This window comes from uncultured Christiangramia sp., from assembly GCF_913046405.1.
Taxonomy (GTDB): domain Bacteria; phylum Bacteroidota; class Bacteroidia; order Flavobacteriales; family Flavobacteriaceae; genus Christiangramia; species Christiangramia marina.
In genome coordinates this window covers 22,894-43,683 of the sequence record NZ_CAJWRQ010000002.1, presented here as the reverse complement: position 1 = coordinate 43,683, position 20,790 = coordinate 22,894, and the positions used below count along the sequence as shown (strand labels likewise).

Genomic DNA, 20,790 nt, shown 5'->3' with positions numbered 1-20,790 from the left:
TATGGCGAGCGAGAAAGAAAAGATGCTCAGTGAGAAAGCCTATAAAGCTTCAGACAAAGATTTATTTGAAGAGCGACTGCATGCTCAGAAAACTTGTTTTGATTTCAATAATAGTTCGCCTGAACTAATTACGGAAAGACACGATCTTATTCGCAGAATTCTGGGTTCAGTTTCTTCGGAATTTTATATCCAGCCGCCATTTCAATGTGATTATGGCTACAATATTCATCTTGGAAACCACTTCTATTCGAATTATAATCTAACCATACTGGACTGTGCTGAAGTTAGGATAGGTGATCATGTAATGATCGCTCCAAACGTAAGTATTTTTACCGCCGGACATCCTATAGATGCAAATAAGCGAAATGAAGAATGGGAATATGCAATTCCTGTAACAATTGGTAATAATGTATGGATTGGTGGAAATTCAGTAATAAATCCAGGGGTGAGTATTGGTGATAATACGGTTATTGGATCTGGAAGTGTGGTAACCCGTGATATCCCTTCCAATGTGATCGCAGCAGGAAAACCATGCAAAGTGATCAGGAAGATCACTAAAGCTGATGAAGACTTCTATTTTAAGAATAGAAGTTTTTAAAAAAGATCCGACAGTGATTTTACAGCCGGATCTAATATTTCTAAAGTGTTTTAGCTACTTTATCTACTACCTCGATCGTACGATCAAGATCTTCATAACTAAGTGCATCACTTATAAACCATGTTTCATAGGCACTTGGAGCGATATAAATTCCATTTTCCAACATCCCATGGAAGAATTTATTAAAAGTCCCTAAGTTCGCAGACTTCGCCGCGGAAGCAAAATCTGTAACAGCGTCCAGTCCAAAATGTACCGAGATCATAGAACCGTATCTATTGATCGTAAAATCGATCTCATTTTGTTTTAATACTTTTTCCATACCCTCGTGCAGGTAGGCTGTTTTCTTATCAATGCTTTCAAAGATTTCTGGATTAGAGTCCAATTCTGTTAGCATAGCTAACCCTGCAGCCATAGCCAATGGATTTCCACTTAATGTTCCGGCCTGGTACACTGGTCCAATGGGAGCAAGATGATCCATAATCTCATTTCTTGCTGCAAAAGCTCCAACAGGCAAGCCACCTCCAATTACTTTTCCGAAGCAAACAATATCAGCAACAACGTTTTCCCGCTGCTGAACACCTCCGGCTGCAAGCCTGAAACCAGTCATTACCTCATCAAAAACAAGTAAAATTCCGGTTTCATCACATAGTTTTCTCAAACCTTGCAAAAAGCCTTGAGCAGGTGGAATACATCCCATATTCCCGGCCACCGGCTCCAGAATGATACAGGCAATTTCCTCCTTATTGGCTTCTACCAGCTCTTTTACATTTGCAAGGTCATTAAAATTAGCAAGTAAGGTGTCTTTAGCCGTTCCCTGGGTAACTCCCGGACTGTTTGGTGATCCAAAGGTTACTGCGCCACTACCAGCCTGTATAAGGAAAGAATCACTATGCCCGTGGTAACAACCTGCAAATTTGATGATCTTATCTTTTCCGGTAAAACCTCGAGCCAGTCGCACAGCACTCATACAGGCTTCAGTCCCGGAATTTACCATTCTTATTTTATCAATATTGGGTACCATTTTAACCGCCAGTTCTGCGATCCTGGTTTCAATTTCTGTAGGCGTTCCAAAAGATGTTCCCATCCTCGCTTTTTCAACTACAGCATCTACTACCGGTTTGTGGGCGTGGCCCAGAATTAGCGGACCCCATGAATTTATATAATCTATTAATTGATTATCATCCTCATCATATAAATAGGCTCCTGTGGCGCGCTTTACAAAAACCGGATTTCCTCCAACAGCTTTAAAAGCCCTCACCGGTGAATTCACTCCGCCCGGAATTACTTTCTTAGCATCTGCGAACAAGGCACTACTTCTCTTATAAATCATAACTCTATTCCTCTATTTTACATTCAGGATCTGGCCAATGGAGATGTTATTTCCGTTCAGGCCGTTCCTTCGTTTAATATCTTCAACTGTAGTATCGTATTTTTTGGAGATCGAATACAAGGTGTCTCCTTTTTGAACCACATGACTTTCGCTTGTAGTTTCAGGTTGTACAGCATAATTGCGAGTAGACTTTCCACTGATTTTTTCATCAAATTTATACAGCTCATAACGCTCAATAAGATCGATCAATTTATCTGGATAACGCCTGTCTGTCGCATAACCGGCCTTTCTTAGACCTTTGGCCCAGCCTTCATAATCATCAGCATCCAGTTCAAAAAGTTCTGAATATCTACCACGTCCCGAAAGGAAGAGGCTGTGATCCCTGTACGAATATTTTGCGTGCTTATACTTTCTAAAACATTCTCCCTTTCTATCATCATCATGGTACACTTTTTCACCATTCCAATCATGACATTTAATACCAAAGTGATTATTTGCCCGCCTGGTCAACTGCCCATTACCGGCACCAGACTCTAAAATTCCTTGTGCAAGTGTGATACTCGCCGGGATCTTATATAATTTCATTTCTTCCTGGGCAATACCGGCATAATCCCGAATATAATCCTCTATCCGATAATGGTACGAATTGCGCGGCATTTCTTCCCGCACATCATCAACGATTTCTGCTGGGGAATTTTTATTCTCTTCCCGTCGATCGCTTTTTACAACATCATCTTTCCTGGTATCTACCTTTTTACGACTTCCGCAGGAAGCAGCAAAAATGGCAACAATAAGCAGCAGTAAAACTCTATTCAATTTCATAGTTCGGTTATAATTTGTGGCTGCGCTTTTTTTCTTAATCTCTCGTTCATTCCTTCTATTCCCTGCAGGCCTCCGGTATGAATTGCCAGGATCTTTGAACCCTTCGGAAAGTAATCTTTCTGCGCAAGATCAAAAATACCAAAAAGTAATTTCCCGGTATAAACCGGATCGAGTTTGATTCCGGTTTTTCTGAAAAAATCATTCATAAACTGAATTAGCTCTGCAGAGGTCTTCGCGTAACCCCCAAAATGATAATCGGTATTGATGGACCAGTTCGTATTGGTGGTTATTCTCTTGATTTCTTCGGAAAGGTGTTCAGATTTGAGTGCTGAGAATCCCAGTATATTTTGGTGAGAGAGAGAAGCATTAACAAGCCCGGCCATAGTGCCTCCGGTTCCTACTGAAGTACATATATAATGATATTCCCCATCGGTTTCAGAAAGAATTTCTTCACAACCTTTGATCGCCAGTTCACTTGTTCCGCCTTCAGGAATGATCATCGCATCGGGAAATTGGGATTCCAATTGATTCAGAAATGCTTCAGAATCTTTATCCCGATATGCTTCCCTGCTAATAAATGTCAGTTTCATTCCGCAGGAATCTGCATACTTCAATGTTGGACTCCATTTTTCTTTCAGAAATTCCAGTTCGTCCCCTCTAATAAAACCAATAGTTGAGATACCTTCCAGTTTTCCGGCTGCTGCCGTGGCTGCGATATGATTACTATGAGCACCGCCAAAAGTGAGCAAGTAGTCCTTTTTCAATTCTGAAGCTTTCAATAGGGAATACTTCAGTTTTCTGAATTTGTTCCCGGACACTTCAGGATGCAAAAGATCTTCACGCTTGATATGCAGGGTCACCGAATTTGAAAATTCAGCAACAAATTGATTTTCAGAAACAATAGCTTCAGAAGTCTGAAAAATGGAATTCATAACTGCAAAAATAATGCATCCGCTTTAGAAGAAAGAATTAGCAATGAAATTCTAAGGGCTTATCACATATAGTTAGTGAAAGCCCAGAACGAACGTTTTTTTAAATAATTAAGGTCGGTCTCGCGTCTGTAAGCTTCCTTTTCAAAGCTAATATTTCTATAAGCCTGCATCCCATCCTTAAGTGAAGCATATCTTATAAAAAATTCCAGCGCATACCATATATAGAAGAATATCACAAGCAACTCAATTTGCTGCCGAAGGTGAATACGCTCATGGTTGATAAAATATTTGTCTTTCTTAAGATGAATATTCTCAAGTATTACAAAAGGCCAGAGGCTAATACCTTTGAATCTCCCTGATAACAGCCTTCTGTTCACGATTAAAATCATGGAATGAATATAAGAAATTGTATTTTAGCGCTATGAATTTTCAGAGAAAAAGAATCCCACTCGAGGATGGAGACTACTACCTGACCCCGGAAGGATACCGCTGTTTTACTGAAAAATATCACTTAAAACGCGGTTATTGTTGCGAAAGTGGTTGTCGTCATTGCCCTTATGGATATAATAGCAAAACAAATAAGCAGGAGTAAATTAACTGATATCCTCTATTGGCTCTTAAACTTCAATCGCCTTCTAATCAATCCTTCGGCACGATATTTGAGACTTTAAGAAGACTGAAGAATCTGATATTATCTGGTATTTTTACTGGAAATATGATTTTCTTCTTCAGTTTACAACGAACAACTTAAATTCTAACCTATGAGATTTTTAAAAATTACTCCTCTAGTGCTGCTACTGGCACTTTTCTTCAGCTCGTGTAGTAGTGTGCGTGTAGCATCAGATTACGATCGGGAAGCCGATTTTAATCAATACAAATCCTTCGCATTTTTCAAGCCAGGAATAGATAAAGCCGATATTTCTGATCTTGATAAGAAAAGAATTCTTAGAGCCATCGAGAGTGAAATGCAAAAGAATGGCTTCACAAAATCTGAAAACCCTGATCTTCTAGTGAGCATCTTTACAAAAACTAACGAGAACATCAATATCTACCAGAACAACTTTGCTGGTTGGGGCTATGGATGGGGATGGAACCCATGGTATTGGGGAAGCGGATTCAATACTGTAAACAGAACTAGTGAAGGAACGCTTTACATAGACCTAATTGACTCCGAAAATAAAGAACTAGTGTGGCAGGGTATGGGAACTGCAGCATTAGCCAGGGAAGTAAATAAAAAACAGGAACGTATCAATGAGATCGTTGCCAAGATCATGGAAAAATATCCTCCCGGAATGGAGAAATAAAAAATAGTAAAGCCCCTATTCGGGGCTTTTTTTATGGCCAATGCTCTGCGAGGATTATGGAAATTCTATGTCAAATTTTGTACTTTTAACGCAAACGTTTTAGTAAAGGAAGATCATGCTCGATAATATTCAATCAAACGAAATTCTGGACAGGTTACCTGCCCATCTTCAGCAATATATCAAACCGCAAAATTACGAAGATTATACACCTATTAATCAGGCGGTTTGGCGATATGTAATGCGTAAGAACGTGGATTATCTGAGCAAGGTTGCCCATAGATCCTATCTTGACGGACTCAAGAAAACAGGGATTTCCATAGATAGTATTCCGAATATGTATGGAATGAACAGGATCCTCGAGGAAATAGGCTGGGCGGCAGTTGCTGTAGATGGTTTTATTCCTCCTGCAGCTTTTATGGAATTTCAGGCCTACAATGTTTTAGTGATTGCAAGTGATATTCGCCAGCTCGAACATCTTGAATATACGCCGGCGCCAGATATCATCCACGAAGGAGCAGGACATGCACCCATCATTGCCAATCCCGAATATGCTGAATACCTGAGAAGGTTTGGTGAAATTGGATGTAAAGCGATCTCCAGCTCTCATGATTTTGAAGTTTACGAAGCTATTCGTGAATTATCGATTTTAAAGGAAGCTGAAAACACTTCCGAAGATAAGATCATCGCTGTTGAAAAACGAGTGGAGGATCTTCAGAATAAAAAGGTGAATCCTAGCGAAATGTCGCAGATTAGAAATTTACACTGGTGGACGGTAGAATACGGATTAATTGGTACTCCTGAAGATCCCAAGATCTATGGAGCAGGCTTGCTTTCCTCTATTGGAGAAAGTAAATCCTGCATGACCAGTAAAGTAAAGAAGATTCCTTACACGATTGAAGCTTCACAACAGGAGTTTGATATCACTAAACCTCAGCCACAACTCTATGTGACTCCAGATTTTGCACATCTTAGCCTTGTATTGGAGGAGTTTGCGAATAAAATGGCGCTTAGACGTGGTGGACTCTCAGGAATTAAAAAATTAATTGATTCTAAAAATCTTGGAACTATAGAGTTTACGACCGGCATCCAGGTTTCTGGTAATTTTAGCCGGGTTCTGGAACACGAAGATCGCCCCATATATATTCAAACAACCGGGAAAACTGCACTTTCATACCGTGAAAAAGAGCTTGTTGGACATGGCACATCTTCCCATGCAGAAGGATTTGGGTCACCAATTGGAAAACTAAAAGGCATTAATCTCGCTATTGAAGATATGAGTCCGCGGGATCTTAGAGCTTATGCAATTTACGAAGGTGAAAGAGTAAGTCTTGAATTTGAGGGGGGCATCAAGGTGGAAGGTTCGATCATTACGGGAACTAGAAACCTACAGGGCAAGATCATCATTATTAGTTTTGAAGATTGTACTGTTACTCATGGAGATGATATCTTATTTAAACCAGATTGGGGACGATATGATATGGCGGTAGGAAAAGAAATCATTTCTGCCTTTGCCGGACCTGCAGATCATTATTCTTTTGATCTAATTACACACAACCCATCCAGTACAACGATTAAAAGTCAACTAACACCAGAACGGGAAGAACTGGAGTCCTTATACAAGGCAGTTTCGAACATTCGCCACGGGGAGAATACAAAGTTCTCATTGAACGCTGCTTTTGATATTCTGAAAAAACATCATAAGAATGACTGGTTACTGGCGATAGAGATTTATGAGCTTGCTGTCGATAATGATCAAAGTATGGCAGATGAAGTAAAAACTTATCTTCTGGAACTTAAGAAGCGAAGACCAGAAATTGCTCATTTGATCGAGGATGGCATCGAAATGACCGAATCAAAACTTGTTAGCCCCTAAAGCTTTATTCTTTCGAGCTTCTTATTATTTTCAATGACCTGGTCCTGATATTCCAGTGACCAACCCATTGAGTTCGTTAGAATATAGATCTTTTGGAGCTCACTTATGAGTCGGTTTTTCGCATTGGTCTTAAGTCGTGATTTTTCGATCTTCTCCCGTAAACCTTTTTCTACCCTGGATTTTATCTTATTATAATCTTCGGCTTCGAATTGATTGAGATAATCCTGAGTGACATCATAGTATTTGATATTGGGATTTATCTTGATTTCTTCTTCTGGAATGCTATGTATAATGACTCGTTTATTCTCTTCATCGATCTCGACATCGAGTTTACTTAAATCATAAGCTACGCTAACATCGGCATTCACGATAATAAGCGCTTTTTTCCTTGCTGAAAGCACATCGAAATAGAAGCTTTTCGAGTTCTTATAGGTGAAGACCTGCGAGAAAGTTCCTTCAGTAACCACGAGCTTACCTACATTCCTAATCTGTTCCTGGATAAGCGCAGTATTTTGCTGAAGACTTTCCTTCTCATCATTGCGTTTTTCCCAGTATAAATAGCCGAATATACACAGGACAGCGAAAAGGATTACTATAAGAAAGTTCTTCATAAGCTAAGATCTATAAGTGAGCAAATTATAAAAAATAGCCTGTTGAAAATGCCTGAAGAATATTAAAGAAAGTTAAAGTTGAGAAGTAAAAAACAAAAGGACGGCCCCACCCGTCCTTTTGTAAACTCTAAAATCTACCCCAACAAATTTTAGAAAACAAATCCTTATAATTATCTGATTACCTGAGCAATGCTCAAATAATTTCCAGACGTAAATTGTAACGGACTTGCTTTGTAAATTTACAAATAAATTAGAATAAAACGTTAAAATTAGATTATCATAACTTCAAAAACCGATAAACTCAATAACAACGCAGCCTAAGAAAACGTTATTTGAGGGTGTTTTTGTTGGATTTCTTCGATTTTAGCTTGTAATTTCGTAAGAAATTTCTGATGATCAAGTGAGTTTTCTGCTAGCGGTCGATGAGCAAGCGATTTCTGCACTTTATCGATTTCAGTGTTTAATTGCTTCGTACTTTCATTAAAATAGGCTTCAGAAAACCTGTTCCAGATATAGTCAATTGCCACCTCATTGGGATGCAACATATCATTAGCGTAGAATCGATAATCTCGTAGTTCGTCCAGTAAAATTTCATAGGATGGGAAATAATAAGATTTCGCATCAACCTCAACCGCTTCTTGGATCGCAGCATGCAAATGAGCTTTACTCCGCTGGTTTTGCACTACCCCATCTTTCCAGTGTCTTACCGGTGATAGCGTGTAAAGAACCTTAATATCTTTATTGATCTCCCGAAGAGATTTAGCAATTCCCTTTAAGGAATTTGTGATCTCATCTATGGAAGACAACTTTTTCTCAAATTCTTTCTGCGGAATCTTATGGCAATTTGCAGCAACTCCGGGCAGGCTTTCGTGTTCATAACCCCAGGCCGTCCCCAGGCTCAACACTAAAACATCTGCTTCCCTTAGAAATTCATAGGGTGTTTCCAGCGACTCATTAAGATTTAGAACACATTCTTCAGCATTACTCCTATTCATCATAGAATGCGTTTCCAGGCTTAAGTACTGGTCATTCTTCAGTAATAGATCACTTCCTGTAAACAAGTTTCTGGAAACTATACGCCTGATGAGTCTTTCCATCGCCATAGGATGAAAAACAATTCCGAAGGGATTCTGTAAGACCGGGAACTTGGAATATTCAAGCTTGCTGCCAATATTCTCCACAAAACAAGAACCCATTAACATGATCCTGGTTTTATGATCGATTTTCCAGGGAGACGGATTAACGGGCACAATGGTTCTAAACTGCATGCTATAAAAATAAAGAATCCCGACGAAAGGTCGGGATTCTTACTATTTATTTAAGTAGTCTTTAGCATGTTGAAGGGCTTCGTCTATACCTTCTGGTTTTTTACCTCCGGCGGTTGCAAAGAAGGCCTGGCCTCCTCCACCTCCCTGAATATACTTGCCTAATTCGCGAACGATCTGCCCGGCATTTAGATCAGATTTTTCTACAAGCCCTTTAGAAATATAACAGGACAGGAGTGCTTTGCCATTTTGCTCTGTTCCAAATAATATATAAAGATCATCGAACTCCTCGCCTAGCTGGTATGCCAGATCTTTAATTCCATTTGCGTCCAGGTCTACCTTTTTTGATAAAAAGTTGACCCCGTTAATATTTTCAACCTCAGTTCTTAATTCAGCTTTAAGAGCTTTCGCTTTATCCCTTAAAAGACTCTCCACCTGTTTCTTAAGTTCATTATTTTCCTCCTGAAGATTCTGGATCGCTTTTACAGGATCATTAGAGTTCTTTAAACCATTCTTTATCTCGCTAAGAGTTGATGCCTGTTCCTGAAAATACTGCATTGCAGCCTCTCCGGTAATAGCCTCGATTCTACGAATTCCTGAAGCCACAGCAGCTTCCCCGGTAATTTTGAAATACCATATATCTGAAGTATTCGAAACATGCGTTCCACCACAAAGTTCCATAGAATCACCAAATTTGATGGCTCTTACGGAATCACCGTATTTTTCTCCAAATAATGCAATAGCTCCCTGTTCAAGGGCAGACTCATAACTGGTGTTACGCTGCTCTTCTAATTTCAAGTTCTCACGAATACGAGCATTTACAAAATTTTCAACCTTTTCAATCTCCTCTGAAGTAAGCTTGCTAAAATGTGAAAAATCGAATCTTAAGTAGTTGTCATTCACCATAGATCCTTTCTGTTCTACATGAGTACCCAGAATACTTCTAAGCGCCTGATGTAACAAGTGAGTTGCAGTATGATTACCTGCAGTATTTGCACGCTCTCTGTAGTTTACGATTGCTTTGATTTCTGCTTCAGGATTGGCAGGTAATTTCTTAGTGAAGTGAATGATCAGGTTATTTTCCTTCTTGGTGTCCACCACCTTGATCGCTTCACCATCTGCAGTCATTAACATTCCCTTGTCACCAACCTGTCCCCCACCTTCCGGATAGAAAGGAGTTTGATCCAGTACAAGCTGGTACATTTCTCCCTTTTTCTTAGAGTCTACTTTTCGATATCTCGAAATATATGCACTCGATTCAAGCTCATCATAACCTATAAAAGCTTGCTCCTTTACCGCTTTGATCTCGGTCCAGTCTCCTGCACTCACCTGTGTAGCCGCCCTTGACCTATCTTTTTGCTTTTTTAATTCTGCTTCGAAACCTTTCTCATCCAGCTCATACCCATTCTCACGTAAAATTAGTCCGGTGAGATCGATTGGGAATCCAAAGGTATCATACAACTCAAATGCCTTCTCTCCGGAAATTGTTTTGGACTCTGAATTCTGCATTAGATTCTCCAGAAGTACCAATCCCTGATCAAGAGTTCTTAGAAACGACTGCTCTTCTTCTCTAATTACATTTTCGATAAGTGATTGCTGAGATGTCATTTCAGGAAAAGTATCACCCATTTGCTTACTCAATACCGGCACCAGTTTATAGATAAATGCTTCTTTGGTATCCAGAAATGTAAAGCCATAACGAATTGCTCTTCTCAGGATTCTTCTTATCACGTAACCTGCTCCAGTGTTGCTAGGTAATTGTCCGTCTGCAATGGAAAATGATACTGCTCTTACATGATCTGCAATCACACGCATCGCAATATTTTTTTCTTCCGAAGGACCGTAAGTAGATTTAGTGATCTTTTCAATCTCACTTAGTAGGGGAGTAAAAACATCTGTATCATAGTTGGATTTCTTATTCTGCAATACCATACACAAACGTTCGAAGCCCATCCCGGTATCGATATGCCTGGCTGGAAGATCCTCGAGAGAACCATTGGCTTTACGATTATATTGCATAAATACCAGGTTCCAGATCTCCACAACCTGTGGGTGATCCATATTCACAAGATCTCTACCCGCAGTTTTCGCTTTCTCTTCTTCAGATCTTATATCGATATGAATTTCAGAACAAGGACCACAAGGCCCCTGGTCTCCCATTTCCCAGAAATTATCTTTTTTATTTCCGAAGATAATACGCTCCTCCGGAACGATCTTTTTCCAAAGTTCCAGTGCTTCGGTATCCAGACCAAGTTGATCTGCATCCTCGCTACCTTCAAAAACAGAAACATATAGCATTTCAGGATCGATTTTATAAACTTCTGTAAGCAGTTCCCATGCCCAGCTGATCGCCTCCTTTTTAAAGTAGTCACCAAAACTCCAGTTACCCAGCATCTCGAACATTGTATGATGATAGGTATCATGCCCCACTTCCTCCAGATCATTGTGCTTTCCACTTACCCGAAGACATTTTTGAGTATCGGTAAGCCTGCTGTTCTTAGGTTCTGAATTTCCCAGAAAAAATTCTTTAAACTGGTTCATTCCTGCATTGGTGAACATAAGTGTAGGATCGTCCTTAATCACCATTGGCGCAGAGGGAACAATACTATGAGCTTTTGATTTGAAAAATTCCAGAAATTGCTGGCGTATCTCCTGTGACTTCATTTGGCTAATTTGTTGCAAATTTCATTAAATTATGAAGACGGCAAAACAATTCATATATTTGTTCGTTTACCGTACGATATAACACGGTATTCGAGCCGTTTTCGAATGGCAAAAATAGCATAATTTTAACTCATGTCGAAGGTTAAATATTATTACGATAGCGAGACCCTTTCTTATCAGAAAATTGAGAAGAAAAAAGGGAAAAGACTAGGTATCGCTCTTCTAAGTATTACTGGATCGTTTCTGGCCGGTTTTATTTTACTCGTCATTTATTTGAATATTCCTCAAATTGAAACTCCGAAGGAAAAAGCATTAAAGCGTGAATTACATAACATGCAGTTGCAATATGGCCTACTGAATAAAAAGATGGACCAGATTCAGGATGTGATGGCTAATATTGAAGATCGCGATAACAATATCTACAGACTCTACTTTGAAGCAAATCCAATTCCCGAAGAACAGCGCAAGGCAGGTTTTGGTGGTATTAACAGATACAAGGATCTGGAAGGATTTGACAACAGTAAACTTATTACCGAAACCACGAAAAGGATGGATATACTTACCAAAAGACTTGTGGTGCAATCCAAATCTCTGGATGAGATTGCTGATCTTGCCAGGGAAAAAGGTGAATTACTGGAGGCTATTCCAGCAATTCAACCAGTCAAGAACCAGGATCTGAGCAGGATCGCTTCAGGTTACGGTTGGAGAAATGATCCATTCACCAAAGTCAGAAAATTCCATTATGGGATGGACTTTACCGCTCCAAGAGGAACTCCTGTTTATGCTACTGGCGATGGTAAGATCGTAAGAGCAGACAGCAGGTCTACCGGCTACGGAAACCATATAAGAATTGATCATGGCTACGGTTACACCAGTCTTTACGCTCATTTATTTAAATACAACGTTCGCAGGGGACAAACCGTGAAAAGAGGTGATGTTATTGGATTTGTGGGAAGCACCGGTAGATCTGAAGCGCCACATTTACATTACGAGATCTTTAAAGATGAAGACAGGATCAATCCTATTAATTTTTACTACGGAAACTTATCTCCTGAAGAATTTGGCGAAGTGCTGGAAAGAGCTCAACGTGAAAACCAATCCCTGGATTAATGCATATCGAACTACCTGAAAAACGTTATTATGGTATTGGTGAGGTTGCCAAGGCATTCAACGTCAACACTTCCCTAATTAGATTTTGGGAAAAAGAATTTGATGCCATCAAACCGAAGAAAAATGCCAAGGGAAATCGTAAATTTACCCCTGAAGACATTAAAAATCTTGAGCTGATTTATCACCTGGTAAAAGAACGAGGTTTTACGCTGGAAGGTGCTAAAATCCATCTTAAGGAAGAAAAGAATAAAACGCTAAGTAACTTCGATATTATTCGAAAATTAGAAACAATTAAAGCTGAACTAGTTAACCTAAAAAACCAATTATAACATGAAAAAGTGGCTTCCAATAGCAATCATAGTAGTCCTTGTAATAGTAGTCTGGCAAGTAACTGCCGGATTCAATAACACGGCGGTTACCAAAGAAGAAAATGCCAAACTAGCCTGGTCCAACGTAGAAAGCAGTTACCAGAGAAGAAATGATCTTATTGGTAATCTGGTGAAAACTGTAGAAGGAGCTGCAGACTTTGAAAGAGGAACTTTAAAGGATGTTATAGAAGCGCGATCCAAAGCTACTTCAGTAAATGTAGATGCTGAAAATCTTAGCGCTGCACAAATTGAACAATTTCAGCAGGCTCAGCAAGGAGTTACTTCAGCATTATCAAGATTACTGGTAACTGTGGAAAGATACCCTGATCTAAAGGCCAACCAGAACTTCTTACAGCTACAATCCCAGCTGGAAGGAACAGAGAACCGGATCAATGTTGCGAGGGACCGTTACAATGCTGCGGTGACCGACTTTAATACTTACATAAGAACTTTCCCGAATACGTTGTTTGCAGGGATGTTCGGTTTCGAAAAAATGGAGCGCTTCCAGGCAGATGCAGGAGCTGAAAACGCACCAGACGTAGAATTCGATTTTTAGACTTATGAATAGGGATGTAGAAGCTTTTTTAAGCAAAAAGGAGGAAGAGAAGATCGTTGATGCCATTAGAACGGCAGAAAGAAAAACCAGTGGAGAAATTCGTGTTCATATCGAACCGACTGCTGGTAAAATGGATATTTTTGATCGTGCCATGGAAGTCTTTCATGCCTTGAAAATGGATAACACCAAGCAGGCTAATGGCGTCCTCATCTATGTTGCTGTGGAAGATCGAAATTTTGTGATCTATGGTGACAAAGGGATTAATGATGTGGTTCCAGATAACTTCTGGGAAAGCACCAAGGATATGATCGTTTCTCAGTTTAAAAAGGGAGATTTCGCTAAAGGTCTTATCGATGGTGTGCTAAAGGCTGGCGAGGAACTTCAAAAGCATTTCCCTTGGGATGAAATGGATACTAACGAACTTTCAGATCAAATTTCAAAAGGCTAGACTTATCAAACAACTACTACTTTTACTCGTCTTAATTTGCACATTCAATCTCCAGGCGCAACGGGAAATACCTCCAAAGCCAGCAGTTGAAACCAGTGTCTTTGATGAAGCAGATATGCTAAATGCTTCTGAAGAAAAAGCCCTGGAACAAAAGCTTATCAATTATGCCGATACTACAAGTACCCAGATAGTAGTCGCTACGATTGAAAGCCTGCAGGGAGAATATATAGGTACGTATGCGGCAGATTGGGCACATGAGTGGGGAATTGGGACAAAGGATGAAGACAATGGACTTCTTGTTCTGGTGGCTGAGAAAGACCGAAAGATCTGGATCACCACGGGCTATGGCGTAGAAGGTTATATGACCGATGCAAAGTCTAAAGAGATAGTAGAACAAATAATCCTGCCAGAATTTCGAAATAATAATATATATGCTGGTCTAGATAAAGGAACCAATGCTATGTTTCAGGTTCTCGCTGGCAGCTACGAAGGTGTTCCACAAACCAACAATAATAGTGGAGGCATTCCTGTTAGAGCAATCGTCTTCCTCGTGTTGTTCGTGATCGTCATTATTTCCATGTTCAATAAACGTGGCGGTGGTCGTAATGGCGGGCGTAGAAACGGCGGAAGCATCTTATGGGACGCTATCATTTTAAGTAGTCTTGGAAGAGGCAGTTTTGGTGGTGGTGGCGGTTTTGGTGGTGGCTCCAGTGGAGGTTTTGGCGGCGGTGGCGGCTTCGGTGGCGGCTTCGGCGGTGGTGGATTTGGTGGCGGTGGAGCTGGTGGAAGCTGGTAAAACCGTATTATGCAAAACCGAGTATTTTTCGACAAAACTTTCAAACACACCACATTTCAGAAAATTGACCTACTGGATTCCGAATTTGAGCAATGCCAGTTTATAAACTGTAGCTTTCCCGATAGAGATCTATCCCATGTTCGCTTCATTGAATGCAGCTTTGATCAAATCGATCTAAGTAACTCCAGGCTTTTTAAAACATCCATTCAGGACTGTTTATTTGATACCTGCAAACTGATGGGACTATCTTTTGATCAATGTGAAATGTTTGGTTTTAATTTTAATGCACAGAACAGCATTTTCGATCATTCCAGTTTTTATAAAGTCAGATTACCAGGTTTTCGAGCACAGAACTGTAGCTTTAATAATGTAGATTTCACTGAGGCAATCCTGAAAGAAGCCTATTTTAAAGGATCAGATTTTACAAATGCTATTTTCGAACGCACAGAGCTTGAGAAGGCAGATCTTTTGAATACAAGTAATCTTAGGCTCGACCCTGAGGTCAACCTTATAAAGCAGGCTAAATTAGATTTGGAAGCTCTACCAGGCCTACTTACAAAGTTCAGCTTAAATATCAAACAATAAAAAAACCGCCCGAATTGGCGGTTTTTTTTCTATATAATTATCATTCTATGAAACTGCTTTAAGCTTGCTCATAGTAGATTTATTCAGTTTATCCTCAGCATATTCTCTGGTTACCGTAAAATGATCCTGATCACTCTCTGGCATCTCAAACATAGCATCGGTCAAAATAGCTTCGCATAAGGATCTTAATCCTCGTGCTCCCAACTTATATTCTATGGCTTTATTTACAATATAATCCAGAGCATCTGAAGTGATATCAAATTCGATATCATCCATCTCGAAGAGTTTCTTATACTGCTTGATGATGGCGTTCTTAGGTTCTGTAAGAATTGCTCTAAGTGTTTCGCGATCCAGCGGATTCATATAAGTAAGCGCTGGTAACCTACCAATGATCTCCGGTATTAATCCAAATTCCTTTAGATCCTTAGGGATGATATACTTCAATAGATTCGTACGCTCGATCTTGTCCTCACTTTTTGATGCACTAAAACCAACAGCCTGCATGTTCAAACGCTTGCTTATAATCTTGTCGATCCCATCAAAAGCACCACCCGCAATAAAGAGAATATTCTCAGTATCTACTTCGATGAATTTTTGATCTGGATGCTTACGACCACCTTTAGGCGGTACATTAACCGTAGTTCCTTCCAGCAATTTCAATAACGCCTGCTGAACACCTTCCCCGGAAACATCTCTGGTAATAGAAGGATTATCGCTCTTACGGGCGATCTTATCGATCTCATCAATAAATACAATCCCACGCTGGGCCTTTTCAGTATTATAATCGGCAGCCTGTAAAAGTCTGGTAAGTATACCTTCAACATCTTCACCTACGTATCCTGCCTCAGTAAGTACCGTAGCATCTACGATGGCTAGTGGCACATTCAGCATTTTCGCAATAGTTCTGGCCATAAGGGTTTTACCGGTACCGGTTTCCCCAACCATCACTATATTACTTTTCTGAATTTCTACATCATCATTCTTCTCAGGTTGTAATAGTCTTTTGTAGTGGTTATAAACCGCAACAGACATCACCTTCTTCGTTTCCTCCTGCCCTATGATGTACTCATCCAGAAAGGATTTGATCTTCTTAGGCTTACTAAGCATAAGATCTGAAGAAAGTTCTTTCGCTTCTCCCTGTTTTGACTCTTCGATCACAATGCCATGAGCCTGCTCGATGCATCTATCACAGATGTGAGCGTCAAGGCCTGCAATCAATAAATTGGTCTCAGGTTTTTTTCTACCACAAAAGGAACATTCTAAATCTTCTTTCGCCATTATTTAATTTTTCAGATTTTGACTTCCTTTGAAGTCCCGCACAATTATGCTTCTCTTTTAAGTACTTCGTCAATCATTCCGTATTCCTTGGCTCTTTCAGCCTTCATCCAGTAATCACGATCACTATCCTCATGGATCTTCTCGTAAGTTTGTCCTGAATGTTGCGCAATGATCTTATATAATTCTTCTTTCAAGGTTACGATCTCTCTGGCAGTGATTTCGATATCACTCGCCTGTCCCTGAGCACCACCCATAGGCTGGTGAATCATCACACGGCTATGTGGCAAACCACTTCTCTTTCCAGCCTGACCTGCACATAATAGCACAGCTCCCATACTGGCAGCCATTCCCGTACAGATCGTAGCCACATCAGGTTTTATGAACTGCATGGTATCATAAATACCTAAACCAGCATAAACACTACCTCCTGGTGAGTTGATATATATTTGGATATCTTTAGAAGCATCTGTACTCTCTAAGAATAAAAGTTGAGCCTGTACAATATTTGCTACCTGTTCATTAATTCCTGTTCCTAAAAAGATAATTCTATCCATCATCAATCTGGAAAAAACATCCATTGCTACAGCATTCATTTGTCGCTCTTCAATGATGTTAGGAGTCATCCCTGTAGGAAGCATGCTGCTCACTATCTTATCGTAATAATTGCTGTTGATGTTATGATCTGAAACAGCATATTTTTGAAATTCCTTTCCGTAGTCCATCAATTTTTTTGAATTTTTCTAATCTTAAACAATTTCCCGTATAAAACCAAAAAAGGCGTTACTCGGGTTGAGTTAACGCCTTAAAGATAATTAATATATCCTAAAAAGGCTTACTTATAGATTGCTTTCACAAATTCTTCGTAAGTCACTTCTTTTTCATCAAATTTCATATTTTCCTTATAGAATTTGAGAAGTTTCTCGTTCATTAACTGCTCTGAAAGTCTCTTAACCTCATCCTGGTTAGAAAGAATTCTTGCAGCGATATCATCAAGTTCTTTTTCTGAAGGATCCATTTGACCAAATTGAGCCATTTGTTCCTTGATCTTTTCTGAAGCAAATGCTTTCAGATCGTTGAAATCTACACTAAGATCATTATCGTTTACAACTTTTCCTTCGATCAACTGGTAACGAAGACCTTTCTCGCTTTTTTCATATTCTTCAGCAGCTTCCTCATCTGTTAATGGTTTCTCACCAACTGTCTGTATCCATTTCTGAAGAAAATCTTTAGGTAGCTCGAAATTAGTATTTTCGATAAGCTTTTCAGTAATATCATTCATCAATTGCTGGTCGCTCTGCTGCTGAAATTGCTTTGCTGCATCCTCCTTAATCTTATCCTTCAATTCAGTCACAGAAGTCACCTTATCCTTACCGAAAAGTTTGTCGAATAATTCCTGATCAAGATCTGCAAGTTCTCTTTCATTGATCTCAGAAATAGTGAATTTTACTTCAACATCAAGATCGTTAGCTTTTTCCTGATCGATGCTTAGGTAATTTACCATAGAATGCTCATCTTCGAAAAGATTCTTAGTCTTCAAAGTTAGAGTATCTCCAACTTTAGCTCCTACAAATTTCCCAAGGTTTCTCTTTCCTTTGATTGCAGCCAGCTCAATTGTGGTATCATTCTCAATACCTTCTTCCTCATTCTTGAAAGTTCCCGCAACGGTATCTCCTTCTTCTACAACATCTTTGGTCTTCAGCTTACCATATTGCTTCTGGATGCTTTCAACCTGATCGTTCACCATTTTCTCATCGGCAACGATATTATATTTTCTTACCGGATCCTTAAGATCAAGATCTACATCAAATTCTGGAGCAAGTCCAAGTTCGAATTCAAAAGAATAGTTCTCACGATCCCAGTCAAAATTTTCCTGTTCCTTCGGAATTGGATTTCCAAGGACATCCAATTTCTCTTCCGTTAGGTATTTATTAAGGCTATCCTGAAGAAGCTTGTTCACTTCATCCACCAAAACAGCCTGTCCATATTGCTTTTTGACCATTCCCATTGGTACATGACCTTTTCTAAAACCGGGAATATTGGCATTCTTTCGGTAATCTTTTAAAATCTTATCTACTTTACCGGCGTAATCTTCTTTAGCGATATCAACTTTTACTACCGCGTTTAATTCATCAATATTCTCTCTGGTAATATTCATTTTGATCTTATATAAAAATTGGAGTGCAAAATTACGCTTTTTCTTAAAGTCTGCAAACTTTCAATTTGTTGAAATTCAGTTAAATCTAATCTGATTTCAGAATAGAAAAAAGTACCGACTGGAACAGGGAAAGCAATAAACTGAAAATTATAGCCATAAACCATCCACTCACACTAAATCCATCGATGAAACCATCTGCCATAAATATGATAATCGCGTTGATGATTAAAAGAAATAACCCGAGAGTTAGTATGGTAACAGGCAAAGTAAAAAGTACCAGGATAGGTTTTACAATAAAGTTAAGTAGTGAAAGGACTACTGCAACGATGATGGCAGTCCAGTAACTATCTACAGAAACACCTGGTAAAATCTTGGCTAATATGACCACAGCTACAGCTGTAAGTAAAAGTCTTAGTAATAATTTCATGCTATTATTGGTTGATTTGCTGGTAAAATTGCAAAAAAAAGACCGGGCAAAGCCCGGTCTCTTCAATATTTATGTCAATTTTAATATTACTGCACGTCCTGACTTAGAGTTACAGTTCCGTAAGAACCAACATTGGCCTTTGGTACATTAGAACCATAGGTTGCGTTGATCTCATCGATGATCGCATTGGCAATGATTGCATAACCTCTAGGAGTTAAGTGAACTCCATCCAGTGAAAAAGCTCCTCCTGTTACAAAATCAGAATTTACACTTCCACCATCGAACGAAATTCCACCATTATCTAATTGATTTAGCAAAGCGTTTGCATCTACATATCCAAGACCATTGGTTTCTGCAATTTGAGAAATTGCAATATTGTAAGCAGTTGTAGCTGATTCAACAAAACCCTGCTCGCTGTCCGTTAAAACAAACTGGTCTTCCATAGGGTAAGTCACACCATTGACAGATAATTGCCCTGCAGTTTGCTGATCTAATCCTAGTCCAATTAGCTCCTGAACTCTTTGTTGATTGACTGAACCAATCACCCCTGCACTAGTTAAAACTAATAAGTCTTCAGCTGTAGCTTGTCTTGATTGCCCATATTGCATTCCGTAAAGAGTTGCAGTTGCGGGATCAATTCCACCCCCAATTAAAACTTCAGTTAATTGTGTAGAGATATCAGTAAGGGACTCATCTTTAATTAATACAGGACTCGCAGCATCTGTTGCGAAATTAACACTCCTTTCAGGAACACCTAGAAAAGCGAAGGCTTGGTTTAAAGGTGCAAATGTAGCATTCAAAGTTGGAATCTGAGGACCAAAATCTTCATCCGCAGGATTTAATGGTGCAAATGGTACCGTAGTAAAATAAGGTACCGAAGCTACGTTTGGAATATTAACCAAAACTCCATCTGCGTTCTGTGCTAATGCTTCTGCCATTTGACGATAAAGCATTGCAAACACAGTTGGATCTGTAATGTCGTTCTCTCCATAGGTTCTAGGATCGAAATTATTTAATTGGTATTCCCCTGATCCTCCAGATGTAGCATAACTAAGAACATCATTATTACCTATCCATAAAGTGAAAAATGTAGGCTCCTGAGCTAAGGCATCTTGAAGAACAGTAGCACTTTCAGAACTTGAAAATCTTGCGAAGTATGGGTTTGCAGTACCCGCTGCCACTCCAGCCACGCTACCGTAGTTTTCGGCCAGGAGGTGATAGGATTTCGCTCCTGGAACACCCATATTATTAACTGGTCCAGCAAATTTATTACTAACCTCGGTAGTAGGCTGAGCTCCAGTATATCTTGCAGGTGAAGGCCCATTGGCTCCTACTGCAAGTACAAATCTATTTTGCGTGATTTGATTTCCTCCTAAGAGCAATCCACCAGCATTATCATTTACAAGTGGCTGAATAAATTCTCCAGTCTCCTGGACAGCACTAAACTTTTCAGCAAGAATACTTGGAAAAGAATTTTGCTGACCGCTTAAATAAAGTGCACCATCTGCATATCCTGAGGTTAACGAATTTCCAAGAGCTACATAGTTGGAGAAATCTGCTTCACCGCGTGTATAAAAATCTCCGTCTTCAATAGAATTTTCTAGTTCTGGCTCACAGGAAACGATTCCCAGTGCCAGAATTGCCATATATTTAAAATAGTTCTTCATT

General features: G+C 39.5%; 22 protein-coding genes. 10 read left to right on the top strand and 12 right to left on the bottom strand.

Annotated features, from left to right (window positions below; translation table 11 throughout):
- Position 1: 1 nt before the first annotated feature.
- Positions 2-598 (top strand): sugar O-acetyltransferase, encoded by a 597-nt coding sequence (locus QZ620_RS00585; RefSeq protein WP_295177972.1) that lies wholly within the window; start codon positions 2-4, stop codon positions 596-598.
- A 40-nt stretch (positions 599-638) separates the two neighbouring features.
- On the opposite strand, the gene hemL is transcribed toward QZ620_RS00585, so the two are convergent.
- The 4 genes from hemL to QZ620_RS00565 form a co-directional block, all read right to left on the bottom strand.
- Complete coding sequence (gene hemL / locus QZ620_RS00580; RefSeq protein ID WP_295177970.1) at positions 639-1,928, bottom strand: glutamate-1-semialdehyde 2,1-aminomutase; 1,290 nt, start codon at positions 1,926-1,928, stop codon at positions 639-641.
- A 12-nt stretch (positions 1,929-1,940) separates the two neighbouring features.
- The gene (locus QZ620_RS00575; RefSeq protein WP_295177967.1) at positions 1,941-2,750 is read right to left on the bottom strand and encodes a glucosaminidase domain-containing protein; all 810 of its coding nucleotides are present in this window, start codon (positions 2,748-2,750) and stop codon (positions 1,941-1,943) included.
- Complete coding sequence (locus QZ620_RS00570) at positions 2,747-3,682, bottom strand: 1-aminocyclopropane-1-carboxylate deaminase/D-cysteine desulfhydrase (protein ID WP_295177965.1); 936 nt, start codon at positions 3,680-3,682, stop codon at positions 2,747-2,749. The genes QZ620_RS00575 and QZ620_RS00570 overlap by 4 nt, the downstream gene beginning before the upstream one ends.
- A 62-nt stretch (positions 3,683-3,744) precedes the next feature.
- On the bottom strand, positions 3,745-4,059 hold the full coding sequence (locus tag QZ620_RS00565; protein WP_366935402.1) for a hypothetical protein: 315 nt from the start codon (positions 4,057-4,059) through the stop codon (positions 3,745-3,747).
- Positions 4,060-4,103: 44 nt separating this feature from the next.
- Here QZ620_RS00565 and QZ620_RS00560 point away from each other — a divergent pair, with 44 nt between their 5' ends.
- The 3 genes from QZ620_RS00560 to QZ620_RS00550 all read left to right on the top strand — a co-directional run bounded on the left by QZ620_RS00560 (position 4,104) and on the right by QZ620_RS00550 (position 6,859).
- Positions 4,104-4,274, top strand: a complete 171-nt coding sequence (locus tag QZ620_RS00560; RefSeq protein ID WP_295177961.1) for a DUF5522 domain-containing protein — start codon at positions 4,104-4,106, stop codon at positions 4,272-4,274.
- Between the two features lie 169 nt (positions 4,275-4,443).
- Positions 4,444-4,986, top strand: coding sequence for a DUF4136 domain-containing protein (locus tag QZ620_RS00555; RefSeq protein WP_295177959.1), 543 nt, complete (start codon positions 4,444-4,446; stop codon positions 4,984-4,986).
- A 115-nt stretch (positions 4,987-5,101) separates the two neighbouring features.
- Positions 5,102-6,859 (top strand): aromatic amino acid hydroxylase, encoded by a 1,758-nt coding sequence (locus QZ620_RS00550; protein ID WP_295177957.1) that lies wholly within the window; start codon positions 5,102-5,104, stop codon positions 6,857-6,859.
- Here QZ620_RS00550 and QZ620_RS00545 read toward each other — a convergent pair.
- The 3 genes from QZ620_RS00545 to alaS all read right to left on the bottom strand — a co-directional run bounded on the left by QZ620_RS00545 (position 6,856) and on the right by alaS (position 11,399).
- A complete protein-coding gene (locus QZ620_RS00545) occupies positions 6,856-7,470 on the bottom strand; it encodes a DUF4230 domain-containing protein (protein WP_141878713.1) in 615 nt (204 codons plus the stop codon). The two genes, QZ620_RS00550 and QZ620_RS00545, sit on opposite strands and share 4 nt — an antisense overlap.
- Before the next feature lie 317 nt (positions 7,471-7,787).
- Positions 7,788-8,738: a GSCFA domain-containing protein gene (locus QZ620_RS00540; protein ID WP_295177954.1), complete on the bottom strand. Its 951-nt coding sequence runs from the start codon at positions 8,736-8,738 to the stop codon at positions 7,788-7,790.
- 42 nt (positions 8,739-8,780) lie between these two features.
- Entirely contained in the window at positions 8,781-11,399 is a 2,619-nt protein-coding gene (alaS, locus tag QZ620_RS00535; protein ID WP_295177952.1) for an alanine--tRNA ligase, read from the bottom strand.
- Positions 11,400-11,531: 132 nt separating this feature from the next.
- Between alaS and QZ620_RS00530 the strand changes: the two genes are divergently transcribed.
- Genes QZ620_RS00530 through QZ620_RS00505 form a run of 6 tightly spaced genes read left to right on the top strand, consistent with a single transcriptional unit; the run spans position 11,532 to position 15,262 of the window.
- Positions 11,532-12,509, top strand: coding sequence for a M23 family metallopeptidase (locus QZ620_RS00530; protein ID WP_295177950.1), 978 nt, complete (start codon positions 11,532-11,534; stop codon positions 12,507-12,509).
- A complete protein-coding gene (locus QZ620_RS00525) occupies positions 12,509-12,838 on the top strand; it encodes a MerR family transcriptional regulator (RefSeq protein WP_026914189.1) in 330 nt (109 codons plus the stop codon). The genes QZ620_RS00530 and QZ620_RS00525 overlap by 1 nt, the downstream gene beginning before the upstream one ends.
- A gap of 1 nt (position 12,839) precedes the next feature.
- Positions 12,840-13,433 (top strand): LemA family protein, encoded by a 594-nt coding sequence (locus QZ620_RS00520; protein ID WP_295177946.1) that lies wholly within the window; start codon positions 12,840-12,842, stop codon positions 13,431-13,433.
- A 4-nt stretch (positions 13,434-13,437) separates the two neighbouring features.
- Positions 13,438-13,881: a TPM domain-containing protein gene (locus QZ620_RS00515; protein WP_295177944.1), complete on the top strand. Its 444-nt coding sequence runs from the start codon at positions 13,438-13,440 to the stop codon at positions 13,879-13,881.
- Positions 13,835-14,677 (top strand): YgcG family protein, encoded by an 843-nt coding sequence (locus tag QZ620_RS00510; RefSeq protein WP_295177942.1) that lies wholly within the window; start codon positions 13,835-13,837, stop codon positions 14,675-14,677. Before QZ620_RS00515 ends, QZ620_RS00510 begins: the two co-directional genes overlap by 47 nt.
- 9 nt (positions 14,678-14,686) lie before the next feature.
- The gene (locus QZ620_RS00505) at positions 14,687-15,262 is read left to right on the top strand and encodes a pentapeptide repeat-containing protein (RefSeq protein WP_295177938.1); all 576 of its coding nucleotides are present in this window, start codon (positions 14,687-14,689) and stop codon (positions 15,260-15,262) included.
- A 45-nt stretch (positions 15,263-15,307) separates the two neighbouring features.
- Here QZ620_RS00505 and clpX read toward each other — a convergent pair whose 3' ends face one another.
- The 5 genes from clpX to QZ620_RS00480 all read right to left on the bottom strand — a co-directional run bounded on the left by clpX (position 15,308) and on the right by QZ620_RS00480 (position 20,789).
- Positions 15,308-16,540, bottom strand: a complete 1,233-nt coding sequence (gene clpX, locus QZ620_RS00500) for an ATP-dependent Clp protease ATP-binding subunit ClpX (RefSeq protein ID WP_141878722.1) — start codon at positions 16,538-16,540, stop codon at positions 15,308-15,310.
- A 44-nt stretch (positions 16,541-16,584) separates the two neighbouring features.
- Positions 16,585-17,262 (bottom strand): ATP-dependent Clp endopeptidase proteolytic subunit ClpP, encoded by a 678-nt coding sequence (gene clpP / locus QZ620_RS00495; RefSeq protein WP_295177935.1) that lies wholly within the window; start codon positions 17,260-17,262, stop codon positions 16,585-16,587.
- A 110-nt stretch (positions 17,263-17,372) separates the two neighbouring features.
- Positions 17,373-18,695: a trigger factor gene (tig, locus tag QZ620_RS00490; protein ID WP_295177933.1), complete on the bottom strand. Its 1,323-nt coding sequence runs from the start codon at positions 18,693-18,695 to the stop codon at positions 17,373-17,375.
- 85 nt (positions 18,696-18,780) lie between these two features.
- On the bottom strand, positions 18,781-19,122 hold the full coding sequence (locus QZ620_RS00485) for a phage holin family protein (RefSeq protein WP_295177931.1): 342 nt from the start codon (positions 19,120-19,122) through the stop codon (positions 18,781-18,783).
- A gap of 86 nt (positions 19,123-19,208) precedes the next feature.
- Positions 19,209-20,789, bottom strand: a complete 1,581-nt coding sequence (locus QZ620_RS00480; protein WP_295177929.1) for a G-D-S-L family lipolytic protein — start codon at positions 20,787-20,789, stop codon at positions 19,209-19,211.
- Position 20,790: the final 1 nt, after the last annotated feature.